The organism is Bartonella sp. CM31XJBT (assembly GCF_028618555.1).
Lineage (GTDB): Bacteria > Pseudomonadota > Alphaproteobacteria > Rhizobiales > Rhizobiaceae > Bartonella.
This window is the reverse complement of the sequence record NZ_JAQITD010000001.1, coordinates 289,915-302,093: the sequence shown is the minus strand read 5'-3', so window position 1 is coordinate 302,093 and position 12,179 is coordinate 289,915. Positions and strand designations below refer to the sequence as shown.

The window sequence follows — 12,179 nt, the reverse complement described above, 5'->3', positions numbered from 1 at the left end:
ATTTGTTGTAGGGAGGCTATTGTGGAGAGAAAAACGCATCTTGTAAACACCAAGAAAGAATTGCTTTTTGAGCATGAAGACGATTTTCAGCCTCATCGAAAACAACGGAGTGCGGTCCATCAATCACAGTATCGACAACTTCTTCACCACGATGAGCAGGAAGACAATGCATAAAAAGAGCATCAGATTTTGCTAATTTCATGAGAGATTCATTGACTTGATAAGGCTGAAAAGTAGAACGACTGCGAGCACGAAATTCTTGTCCCATGGAGACCCATGTGTCGGTCATAATACAATCAGCATCTTGAGCTGCTTTTTGGGGATTATGGGTTAGTGTAAGATGTGCTCCTCGTTCACGTGCCCAATGGATAAATTTTTCCTGTGGCTCACTGCCCTTTGGAGTAGCAATACGCAAATGAAAATCAAAAAGAGCTGCAGCTTCAATTAAGGAATGGAGTACATTATTACCATCCCCCATCCACGCAAATATTTTACCAGAAATAGGCCCCCGATGCTCCTCATAGGTTAATATATCTGCTAGAATTTGGCAAGGATGTGTATCATCTGTAAGGGCATTAATGACAGGAATTTGTGCATATTGTGCCAATTCGAGCATACGTTGATGTTTTGTTGTTCGTAATATCACGATATCCACAAAACGAGATAAAACACGAGCCGTATCAGCTATAGTTTCACTGTGACCAAGCTGCATTTCTGAACCCGTGAGCATGATTGTATCTCCGCCAAGCTGGCGCATACTGATATCGAATGAAATACGGGTTCGTGTGGATGGTTTTTCAAAAATCATCGCAAGTGTTTTACCTATAAAAGGTTTTGAACCTTTTCCTGCTTTAAAAGATGCTTTAAGGATCTTCGCATAATCGATCAGTGCGCGTGCTATTGCTGGCGTTAAAATGGATAAGTCCGTGAAATGACGAAGAGCATTTGTCATGTGTGTGATATTTGTCTTTCTTTGTTTACTTGCGAAAGATAAGCTATTGCTTTTTCAATACGATGCAAACTTTCATCTATTTCTTCTTCCCTAATGATAAGAGGAGGCAATAAGCGCACAACATTGTTGTTGGCAGCAACACTTAAGAGATGTTCATTTTCTAAAGCATTAACGACAAGATTTGAAGACACAACACATTGAATACCCAACATTAGCCCCATCCCCGGAACTGCGCGGATAATATCAGGATAGATATTGAGAATATGCAAAAGTCCACTTTTTAGTTTATCCCCCATGCGCTGAACATGGTTGAGAAAACTTGGCTCTAACAAAATATCAAGAACACTATTTCCTACAGCCATTCCAAGAAGATTTCCTCCAAAGGTTGAACCATGTGTCCCAAGTGTCATGCTTTTTGCAACTTTATCCGTTGCAAGGCAAGCGCCTAATGGAAATCCCCCTCCTAATCCTTTTGCGAGGGTAAGAATATCAGGTGTGACATCACTCCATTCATAAGCAAAAAGCTTTCCTGTTCGTCCTATACCCGTTTGGACTTCATCTAAAATCAATAATAGACCATTATCATCGCATATTTTGCGCAAAAATCTTAAATATTCATGAGGGACCGTTCGTATTCCTCCTTCTCCTTGAATAGGTTCAATAAGAATAGCGGCGGTATTTTTATTAATAGCATTACACAAAGCGATTTCATCACAAAAAGGTACTTGAATAAATCCACCAGCTTTAGGTCCAAAGCCTTCAAGATATTTTTCATGCCCAGTCGCAGCAAGTGCTGCAAGTGTACGTCCATGAAATGCCCCTTCAAAAGTAATTATTTCAATGCGTTCTGAATGACCAGCAGCATAGTAATAATGACGTGCCGTTTTGAATGCGCACTCCAATGCTTCAGTACCTGAATTGCAGAAAAAAACCTTATCCGCAAAACTATTTGCACAAAGCCGCGTGGCAAGAGATGCTTGTTCAGGAGATTGAAAAATATTAGAAACATGCCAAAGTTTTTCAGCTTGTATTTTGAGCGTATCAACCAATTTTGGATGTGAATACCCTAATGCATTAACAGCAATGCCAGATGTGAAATCAAGATAATGTTCTCCTTTATCGGAAATAAGCCATACACCATGCCCCTGTTCAAAATGCAAATTTCGTCGTGCGAAGCATTCATAAAGTGGTTGTATAGAGACAGCATCCATCATAATTCCCTTTATATTTTAACCTTTTCAATATATATACAAAGCAACACTACAAATAAAATAGCATGGTACATTTCGTTACGGTGCTTTCAACATTTCATTACGATTAGTGATTACACCTATAGAATAGATCATTACACCAATTGAAAAAAAGTCAATGAAGGTTCTACAAATAAGCATTTTGGGGAAAAGCCTTAAACAAAAGTGAAAGTTTAACCTATGATTGATTTGCAAGTTGGGGAAAACATTCTAAATAAACTCTTCAAGAGGTAAAGACTCTTGTCATAGAGTGAGTGCATATTGTAATTTACAATGTAATAAGCAAGATGATGTGTTTTGATTTGTAAGTCCACAGGTTGGATGATTTTCTTATGCTCGTTTAGAGTGTAAAGTTCTTTCATTCAGCGTAATGAAAACATTATTTAAACATTTGAAGATGCAACGGGGGAGAGCATCTTAGTGACGTAATCGGAATGGAGTGCTGGTATGGGTTGGACATGTGAACGCGTTGAGCTTCTTAAAAAGCTTTGGAGTGAAGGGTTAAGTGCAAGTCAAATTGCTGCTCAATTAGGTGGGGTCAGCAGAAATGCAGTCATCGGCAAAGTACATCGATTAAAGTTACCAGGACGTGGTAAGACAGCTCAAGGAAGCACGCGTGCGCAAAAAACTCCCGTGGGAAGCAGCAGCCCATCATCTCCACGTGTGCGTCGCAACACATCCACGGTATCGCCAATAAACACATCATCTGTAAGTATTGAAGAAACAGCTTTAAAGACAGAATTTGTAGTGGAAGATGTAAAAGAAGTTGATATGTCCACAAAATCCAATGTAGTGGTGCCTATATCACGTCAACTTAATCTTCTACAATTGAGTGAAAATACATGTAGATGGCCGGTTGGCGATCCATTATCAGCAGATTTTCATTTTTGTGGTGCAGATTCTGATGAAAGTAGCCCCTATTGTGCCTTTCATGCTAAGCTAGCATTTCAACCAATATCTGAAAGACGTCGGATAAGAGTGTAATATCCTCAATTGAATCTCGTATTTTACGTCTTCTGCGCTTCGTTATTAAATTTTAATTATCGAATTATTATGAGAACGAAATTTGATGGAGCTTTTAATGAATGAAAAAATTTCTTCATGAAATTATTCAACGAAACTGTATCTTTTGATGCTACTGCGCAGCTATGTGTTGTAAAGTTATATTCTTGTTTATTTTCACGATTCTCTTTAATTTAGTTGTACTGCTGTTAACACTATCCATAGCAATGTCTTTTGAATAATACAGTTCTCAATTTCTCATGTTTTTATTCTTCGTGTATTTAATAGAGTAATGCTGTGGTTTATAAAAATAATTTATCGCTTTGCAACCTGAATGAGATCCATCTATATCTCTCTCATTTTAAGTCCTCTTATATTGAATCGATCAAAATCTTTCGTTTGGGCGTCACGCGCGAGATGAGAACTGCGGAGAGTAAAAACACTTACAGAAAAGCATGCCTCTGTATAAACGCTTTAAAATACCAATGACTTAAAGGGTTGTTGCAACATTGGGAGATGGTAAAGTGTATGATGATGCCAGCTTACTCTTTTACTAAGCATAAAGATAGGGGGGGTGCTTCATGGATTTATCATTATACTCTTCACGGATACTGTCGCAAAATAAGCTTGAGAGCGTTGAAAGATGTTTCTTTAAAACAAGCCTGTGGATATATTCAATTCAATGTCGTTCTGTTTTGTGTGAGGGATGTGCCCCGTTAACGAATGCTATAAACAAAAGCGTGAAGCAATACGTAGAATGTAAAATAATATCTTTATAATTCTTTATAAAAAATTATAACGAAGGGAATATTGTATTCAAGGCTCTTACGAAATATACGAAAACAATAAATTATAAGTATAAATAAATATTAAACCTGAAACGACCATAATGACATCACATTCCTTCTCCCGACATAAAACGGCGCAACCAAACATAAAGCGCACCTTCTCCGCCATGCTGACGTGCTGCTTGCTCAAACGCGTGGACATAATATCGAAAAGCTGGTGTTGATAACCAATACGGAACAAATCTATACAAAGCTCCATCACTCCCAACGGATCGTCCTTTTCCTGTAATCACAAGGACATAACGCAATCCTCTCTGCTGAGAGGATTGTAGAAATTTTTTTAAGAAAAAATAAGCTTCTTCCTGCATATAACCATGAAGATCAAGACGCGCCTCAAGAGGATAACGACCTTGGGAAATTTTACGATATGCAACATGATCAAAGAAATGAATCTTTTGTGCTTGTATAACTGCCCTCTTTTCTCTTTTAATAATTGTCGAGGGTTGTTGATTTTCCTGAGACAATGAGGAGATTTGAGTTACAGGTTGATTTTTATCATTAATATTTGCAATAATTTCTGAAGTAGAAGAGAGCATCTTACCGTGAAGCGGTGTTATCGTACGACAAACCATCTCCCATAAAAGGCGATCTTGTGAAGCCAATAAATCTCTTTTTTGTCTCCATTTACTTGAGGACATTTTAATTTCTCATAAATCATTGAATGCTTATGGAAGAAAAACAAAAAGTATTTTAATTTTCATTTTCTGTAGCAAAAAGCTTCCAGTTGGGATCTGACGATAAACTATTGCGAACAAAAGTCCAAATATCTCTGATTTCTACAATAGCGTCAGGATCACCGTCTATACGCTCGCCCTGTTCATTATAAGTAACAGAAATCATCTCACTGACAATACGTATCGTTAAAAGTTCATCCTTTTCTTGTATTGCCGCCGCAATAAATTCGATCTTATTAATTCCAACAAAAGTGAATTCTATTCTTTCTTTATTTTTTTCTCGTTGCTCAATAGCCGTACAAAAACTCTCAAAAACATCCTGACAAAGCAAGCTTTTAAGCTGATTGCGATCACCTTTGGCAAAAGCTGTTACAATCATTTCATAAGCAATTTGCGCACCTTTTATAAAAAGTTGAGGAGAAAAATGAGAATCAATTCTATGCAATTCCCGCAAATTTTTATTCAAAAGACTCCCCTCCGGTGAAATTTTATCAATTTCACTAAAGTCGTCTTTTTGTGAATTTTTCTGATGAGGGAACGAAACAATATTATCAGCCGTTTCTGCTTCAACCTGTTTTTTAGAACGACGTGAATAAGGATCAAAGGGTGGCTTTTCAAACCCAATTCGTTTCCCTAATACATTACGGAGTTGCACAAAAATAACAACCATAACAACAAGAGCTATGACAAGTATAACGTCAAATTCCATAGGCGCTGTCAATCTCCAAAGCTTAAGTCTCTAATAAACATTGCAGTCAATACCATTTATCAATAAATATGTAAAATAAGGAATCTTATCATTCAAATATTTTTATAGATTTTGTATTTAAACGGAGTGCTCTTAAGAATTTCTCCCCCTACTCATCCAGAAGGAAATTTTCATGTGATAAAACTTTATTCTATAAATCCTCGTTTTTTTGTTGTTATCTTTCTTTGCATTCTTTTAATCGAGATTGCTGGTTTTATCTTTGTTGGTCAAGAAATTGGTATTTTGGCAACTTTGAGTTTGGTTATTCTCACAACCATAGTTGGGGTTGTTTTATTGCGAATTCAAGGGATTAGCCTTTTAAAAAATATACAAACTGAACTTGTCCAAGGACGCACATTAGAGAATAATATTATTAATGATGCTTTCATCATCTTTAGTGCAATTTTACTTATTCTTCCCGGCTTTGTAAGTGATCTCTTGGGAATATTACTTCTTATTAAACCAATTCGCTCTGTTGCTTGGCATTTCTTTATATCATTAAAAAACAAAATGAATCCCAATACTAAAAGAAAAAATGACTCTGAAAAAATAATTGATCTTAAAGCAGAAGATTACACAATTCATGATACGACAGAATCTCCATGGCGCAAAAATGATGATAACCATTGAAATGCCTAAAAAATCTGCAACAAACTAAAAAAATATTCAAGATAAAGAGCGCATTTCTTGCAACCTTTTGCAAGGCGTGATAACCAATCTGGTCTTTAGATCTAAAATAAATTATACATATTATAATAAGAGAGGTTCGTCGTATGGCCGAAGGTGAAATGAATAACAGTGGTGGAGAGCCGGTTTTTGCTGTATTAACTCAATATTTAAAAGATTTATCATTCGAAAATCCAGGTGCTCCTCGTTCATTGCGTGCACGTGAAAAATCACCACAAATTGATATCAATATTAACGTCAATGCTAACCCAATTGGTGATGACAATTATGATGTCGTTTTGTCTCTCTCCGTCAAAGCCAATGATGAAGCTGAAACCTTATTTCATGTAGAATTGATTTACGGTGGTGTTTTTCACCTTAAAAACATTCCACAAGAACATGTTATGCCTCTGGTCTTTATTGAATGTCCCCGTCTTTTATTTCCATTTGCTCGCCAAATTATATCTGATGCTACTCAAAACGGTGGCTTTCCACCTTTGTGGATTGATCCTATTGATTTTGCAGCACTCTTCCAAAAGCGTCTTTCTGAAGAACAAAAAGACAGTCAAATACAGCCTTCTTAAAAAGTTTATTCTTTTGTTATTAAAAAGCCCCTTGATATATTCTTGGTATAGTAGGGGCTTTTTTCCTTTAGACGACTTTTGCGGCATGATAAGCCGCAAGCATTGCAATATTGACAACATCTGTATCGCTTCCACTAAATGGTACAATTTGGACAGATTTTTCCAATCCAATTAAAATAGGACCAATGATGGTTGCTTCACCAAGTTCTTGTAACATTTTGCTTGCAATGGAAGACGCGTGATATCCAGGCATAACCAAAATGTTAGCGGGCTCCGTTAATCCCATAAATGGATATTGCTGCATCAATTTGGAATTGAGTGCCACATCAGCACTCATTTCTCCATCAAACTCAAAGTCAACTTTGCGTTCATGCAAAATATTAATCGCATCCTGAATTTGCTGCGTCGTCTGCCCTTTCATATAAGCAAATGTAGAAAATGCTAAAAATGCTACCCGTGGTTGATATCCAAATCCTCGCACAAATGAAGCTGCTTGTTCCGCTATATCCGCAAGTTCTTCAGCATTAGGATTTTCATAAACGGCTGTATCCGTAATAAACACAATTCGTCCACGGCAAATAGCCATTGAAATACCAATCAATCGTTCTTTTGGTTTTTCATCAATTGCACGACGTATATCGATTAACGCTGTTTCATAATTGCGTGTCACCCCTGTAACCATTGCATCAGCATCTCCTAGTGCCACCATACACGCAGCAAAATAATTGCGATCATTATTGATACGATGATGACAATCACGCAACAGCCAGCCTTGACGCTGCATCTTTTTATAAAGATAATTCGCATAAGCATCTGTACGGCAAGAAAGCTTAGCATTCATAATGGAAATACCTTCATGCTCCAGATCAATTCCAGCGATAACAGCCGCTTCTCTTACTTGCTCTTCACGACCAACCAAAATCGCTTGTCCTAATTTTTGATGGACATAGGAAACGGCTGCCCGCATAACTTGCTCTTCTTCACCTTCTGCAAAGACAATTTGTTTTGGCGCTTGACGAACATGGTTATAAACCCCACGCATCATCGAGGAAGTAGGATCACGTCTCGCATTCAAATCGCGCTCATAGGCCTCTAAATCATCTATGTTCTTTTGCGCAACACCGCTTTCCATTGCTGCTTTTGCTACCGCTATTGAAACAACCGTAAATAAACGCGGATCAAAAGGAACAGGGATGATATAATTAGGACCAAATTTTAATCGCTTTCCATGATAAGCTTCCGCAACGCTGTCAGGCACTTCTTCATGCGCTAAATTAGCAAGAGCCTTTGCCGCAGCAATCTTCATGTCTTCATTAATAACTCTTGCACGCACATCAAGCGCACCACGAAATATATAAGGAAAACAGAGAACATTATTAATCTGATTTGGATAATCGGAACGTCCTGTTGCGACAATGGCATCATGACGCACTTGCATAACCTCTTCCGGCGTAATTTCTGGATCGGGATTAGCCATAGCAAAAATGATCGGCTGGGGTGCCATGGATCTTACCATTTCAGGAGTAAGAGCACCTTTAGCAGAAACCCCAAAAAATATATCTGCACCTTCCATTGCTTCCATAAGCGTACGTTTATCTGTTTGAATAGCATGCGCAGATTTCCACTGATTCATTCCCTCTTTGCGGCCTTCATAGACCACACCCTTTGTATCACATAATATGATATTTTCGGAACGAAAGCCCATCGCTTTAATCAGTTCAATACAAGCAATCCCTGCAGAACCAGCACCATTACAGACTAACCGCGTATTTTGCATATCGCGCCCTGTTAAAGTCAAAGCGTTGAGAACACCAGCAGCAACAATAATTGCTGTACCATGTTGATCGTCGTGAAAAACAGGTATATTCATTACCTCGCGTAGGCGGCTTTCAATCATAAAGCACTCTGGCGCCTTAATGTCTTCAAGATTAATTCCACCAAAAGAAGGTTCTAAATGGCGCACCAAATTGATAAAACTTTCTGTATCGTTTATATCAATTTCTAAATCAATGGAATCAATATCCGCAAAACGCTTAAACAGCACTGCTTTGCCTTCCATGACCGGCTTAGAAGCAAGTGCACCTAAATTGCCTAACCCTAAAATAGCTGTACCATTTGAAATAACAGCAACAAGATTGCCTTTTGCTGTATAATCATAAGCTAGCGCTGGATTTTGAGCAATTGCCTTAACTGGAACGGCAACACCTGGTGAATAAGCAAGTGCTAAATCATGCTGTGTTGCCATAGACTTTGTTGCAACAATCTCAAGCTTTCCTGGTCGACCACGACTATGAAAATCTAGAGCTTCTCTTTCGCTCGCACTGTAAACAGTTTGAGATATTTTCTGATCTTGCTCGCTCTTTTTCATCTCACTTTATTTTCTCCAAAAACAGTGTAAATTTTGCTTGATAATGCGTATAGTCATTAAATCTGATTCATATATTAGAAATCGCTATTCTTGCCTTAGCAAATCTGATGATGCGTTGCAATTTAGAGATAAATAGATATTGAAGTAAATAAAAAAGAGTAAAAACTTCACTTAAAGGAAACAGGCCTCGTACAAATGGATAAAAAAAACAATCATAAAAATAATTTAATTCCACAGCCTGCCTCCTCATCTGCTTCCTCTCAAGAACGTCTTACACCTATGATGGAGCAGTACATAGAAATCAAAGCCGTCCATCATGATTCCCTTCTCTTTTACCGAATGGGGGATTTTTATGAATTATTTTTTAATGATGCGATTGAAGCTGCTCAGGCTTTAGGAATCACACTCACAGCACGCGGAAAACATTTAGGACAAGATATTCCTATGTGCGGTGTTCCCGTTCATGCTGCTGATGATTATTTACAAAAACTGATTGCTTGTGGTTACCGAGTTGCTGTTTGTGAACAAATAGAAGATCCTGCTGAAGCAAAAAAACGTGGCTCAAAATCTGTTGTTCGGCGTGATGTTGTTCGCCTTGTAACACCTGGAACGATAACAGAAGAAAAACTCCTTGATCCAACACGCGCAAATTATTTGATGACACTTTCCCGTATAAAAACTAGCGATGGAGAGGAATTTGCTCTTTCTTGGATTGATATCTCAACAGGCATATTTCGTGTAACAGAAAGCCGCCAAGAAAAACTTTTAGCAGATATTATGCGTGTTGATCCACAAGAAATCATTGTTGCTGATTCATTTTTTCATGATAAATCTCACAAGTCACTTTTTAGTGTTCTTGATCGTATCGTTTCACCTCAACCTGCTTGTCTCTTTGATGCACTCACCGCTGAACGCGATATTTGCAATTATTTTAAACTCTCAACTCTTGAAGGCGTTGCCGATTATTCACGTTCCGAACTCTCTGCAATTGTAGCTGCTATTCGTTATATCGAAAAAACACAAATCACGCATCGCCCTCCCCTCATGCAGCCTGAGCGCCAAAATGAAAGTGCGACTCTTTTTATTGATGCCGCAACCAGATTAAGCCTTGAACTTATTCGTACGACATCAGGTCAACGGGATGGAAGTTTATTAAAAGCTATTGATCGCACTGTAACAGGAGGAGGATCACGCCTTCTTATTGACCGCCTTATTGCTCCCCTCACCACTCCTTCGGCTATTGATACGCGTTTGGATTCTATCGATTTTTTTCTACGTAATCCTTCTCTTGCAGAAGCGATAAAGCTTATTTTAAAGGGGGGACCAGATATGCCCCGCGCCGTTTCACGTTTGGCTCTTGGACGAGGAGGTCCCCGTGATATGGCAACAATCCAGCGCGGCTTTGAAATCATTCGTGAATTGCATCAACTTCTTGATAATGAGCTTCTGCCTCAAGAAATAAGTGATGTACAACAGGTGTTCTCAAACTTACCCACAGCGTTATACTTTCATTTAGAACAGGCATTAGCTGATGATCTCCCACTCCTTAAACGTGATGGTGGTTTTATTCGTTCTAATTATCATAAAGAGCTCGATGAAATGCGTGCTTTACGTGATGAATCTCGCCGTGTCATTGCTGAACTTCAAGCGCAATATGCCCAAGAAACAGATATTAAGACGCTTAAAATAAAGCATAATAATATTCTAGGTTATTTCATTGAAGTAACCAGCACACAAGCATCTTCCCTTACAAATAATCCACAAGCTAAAGCACGTTTTATTCATCGGCAAACAATGGCAAACGCTATGCGTTTTACGACAACAGAGCTCGCTGACCTTGAAAGCCGTATTGCCCATGCTGCCAATCACGCATTGACACTTGAACTAGAGATTTTTGATATTCTCGTTCAGGAAATTACCGAACAAGTTGATTTTATTCGTAAAGCCTCTGAAGCACTTGCTATTTTAGATGTCTCTGTCGCTTTAGCATATCTTGCTGAAGAACAAGGATATTGCCGCCCTAAAATTGATCTTTCACTTACCTTTCATATTACAGCAGGACGCCATCCTGTCGTCGAGCAAGCACTCCGCAAACAAGCAGCAGAACCTTTTATTGCCAATAATTGTGATCTCTCTGTGCAAGAAAATCAGCAATATGCAGCAATCTGGCTGTTGACAGGGCCTAATATGGGAGGAAAATCAACTTTTTTGCGGCAAAATGCTCTTATTGCTATTATGGCGCAAATGGGGTCCTTCGTTCCAGCAACTTCAGCACATATTGGTGTCGTTGATCGCCTATTTAGTCGCGTTGGGGCTTCCGATGATCTTGCACGGGGGCGCTCAACCTTTATGATGGAAATGGTTGAAACAGCAACGATTCTCAATCATGCTAGCCACCATTCCCTTGTTATTCTTGATGAAATAGGACGTGGAACATCAACCTTTGATGGACTTTCTATTGCTTGGGCTGCTGTTGAATATCTCCATGAAGTTAACCATTGTCGTGCTATTCTTGCTACCCATTTTCATGAAATGACTGCACTTACCGAAAAACTTGACAGACTGCATAACGTAACCATGAAAGTCAAAAATTGGGATGGTGATGTAGTTTTTCTTCATGAGGTCACACCTGGAGCCGCTGACCGTTCCTATGGTGTACAAGTCGCAAAGCTTGCTGGACTTCCCCCAGCCGTTATTACACGAGCAACAGATGTACTCCATCAATTAGAACAAGGCGAAATGGCTGGAAAAGGACATAAACTCATTGATGATTTACCACTCTTTTCTCTTAAAGCAACATCTCCAGTCAATGAAGCAAAAAACAAACATTGTATACTTCACGAAGCTTTAAAAAATATTCATCCCGATGAACTCTCTCCTAAACAAGCTTTAGAAGCAATTTACCACCTCAAACAACTTGAAAAGAGTAACCCTTTATAGAAAACAGATGTTATTTTTTATTAAAAAACCTTCTTAATAGGAGATAACGTAACCATTTTTGATATACCACAGCATAAACAGTTATTTATCGTATTCCCATCGCTTTTCTACATAATATATTTGTAAGTATAATTGCCTATAGAAGCA

The 12,179-nt window shown here is 38.4% G+C and carries 9 protein-coding genes; 4 read left to right on the top strand and 5 right to left on the bottom strand.

What is annotated here, in order from left to right:
* Positions 1–16: 16 nt before the first annotated feature.
* Both argF and PVV63_RS01215 read right to left on the bottom strand, forming a co-directional pair.
* Complete coding sequence (argF, locus tag PVV63_RS01220) at positions 17–952, bottom strand: ornithine carbamoyltransferase (RefSeq protein WP_273790266.1); 936 nt, start codon at positions 950–952, stop codon at positions 17–19.
* Entirely contained in the window at positions 949–2,163 is a 1,215-nt protein-coding gene (locus PVV63_RS01215; protein WP_273790265.1) for an aspartate aminotransferase family protein, read from the bottom strand. The genes argF and PVV63_RS01215 overlap by 4 nt, the downstream gene beginning before the upstream one ends.
* A gap of 486 nt (positions 2,164–2,649) precedes the next feature.
* On the opposite strand from PVV63_RS01215, the gene PVV63_RS01210 reads away from it, so the two are divergent.
* Positions 2,650–3,186, top strand: a complete 537-nt coding sequence (locus PVV63_RS01210) for a GcrA family cell cycle regulator (protein WP_273790264.1) — start codon at positions 2,650–2,652, stop codon at positions 3,184–3,186.
* A gap of 913 nt (positions 3,187–4,099) precedes the next feature.
* On the opposite strand, the gene PVV63_RS01205 is transcribed toward PVV63_RS01210, so the two are convergent.
* Together PVV63_RS01205 and PVV63_RS01200 are read right to left on the bottom strand one after the other, a co-directional pair.
* Positions 4,100–4,690, bottom strand: a complete 591-nt coding sequence (locus tag PVV63_RS01205) for a Smr/MutS family protein (protein ID WP_273790263.1) — start codon at positions 4,688–4,690, stop codon at positions 4,100–4,102.
* Between the two features lie 52 nt (positions 4,691–4,742).
* Positions 4,743–5,435: a Tim44/TimA family putative adaptor protein gene (locus tag PVV63_RS01200; protein WP_273790262.1), complete on the bottom strand. Its 693-nt coding sequence runs from the start codon at positions 5,433–5,435 to the stop codon at positions 4,743–4,745.
* A gap of 174 nt (positions 5,436–5,609) precedes the next feature.
* Here PVV63_RS01200 and PVV63_RS01195 point away from each other — a divergent pair, with 174 nt between their 5' ends.
* On the top strand, positions 5,610–6,104 hold the full coding sequence (locus PVV63_RS01195) for an FxsA family protein (RefSeq protein WP_273790261.1): 495 nt from the start codon (positions 5,610–5,612) through the stop codon (positions 6,102–6,104).
* A 143-nt stretch (positions 6,105–6,247) separates the two neighbouring features.
* Positions 6,248–6,724, top strand: a complete 477-nt coding sequence (secB, locus tag PVV63_RS01190) for a protein-export chaperone SecB (RefSeq protein WP_273790260.1) — start codon at positions 6,248–6,250, stop codon at positions 6,722–6,724.
* Between the two features lie 67 nt (positions 6,725–6,791).
* Here secB and PVV63_RS01185 read toward each other — a convergent pair whose 3' ends face one another.
* Positions 6,792–9,092 carry an NADP-dependent malic enzyme gene (locus PVV63_RS01185; RefSeq protein ID WP_273790259.1) on the bottom strand — a complete coding sequence of 767 codons (2,301 nt, stop codon included), beginning with the start codon at positions 9,090–9,092 and terminating at the stop codon, positions 6,792–6,794.
* A 195-nt stretch (positions 9,093–9,287) separates the two neighbouring features.
* Between PVV63_RS01185 and mutS the strand changes: the two genes are divergently transcribed.
* Positions 9,288–12,032 carry a DNA mismatch repair protein MutS gene (gene mutS / locus PVV63_RS01180; protein ID WP_273790258.1) on the top strand — a complete coding sequence of 915 codons (2,745 nt, stop codon included), beginning with the start codon at positions 9,288–9,290 and terminating at the stop codon, positions 12,030–12,032.
* Positions 12,033–12,179 lie beyond the last annotated feature (147 nt).

Coding starts and splice junctions, on each gene's coding strand:
- argF (WP_273790266.1), bottom strand. CDS start 952: ATGACAAATGCTCTTCGTCATTTCACGGACTTATCCATTTTAACGCCA.
- PVV63_RS01200 (WP_273790262.1), bottom strand. CDS start 5,435: ATGGAATTTGACGTTATACTTGTCATAGCTCTTGTTGTTATGGTTGTT.
- secB (WP_273790260.1), top strand. CDS start 6,248: ATGGCCGAAGGTGAAATGAATAACAGTGGTGGAGAGCCGGTTTTTGCT.
- PVV63_RS01205 (WP_273790263.1), bottom strand. CDS start 4,690: ATGTCCTCAAGTAAATGGAGACAAAAAAGAGATTTATTGGCTTCACAA.
- mutS (WP_273790258.1), top strand. CDS start 9,288: ATGGATAAAAAAAACAATCATAAAAATAATTTAATTCCACAGCCTGCC.
- PVV63_RS01210 (WP_273790264.1), top strand. CDS start 2,650: ATGGGTTGGACATGTGAACGCGTTGAGCTTCTTAAAAAGCTTTGGAGT.
- PVV63_RS01215 (WP_273790265.1), bottom strand. CDS start 2,163: ATGGATGCTGTCTCTATACAACCACTTTATGAATGCTTCGCACGACGA.
- PVV63_RS01185 (WP_273790259.1), bottom strand. CDS start 9,092: ATGAAAAAGAGCGAGCAAGATCAGAAAATATCTCAAACTGTTTACAGT.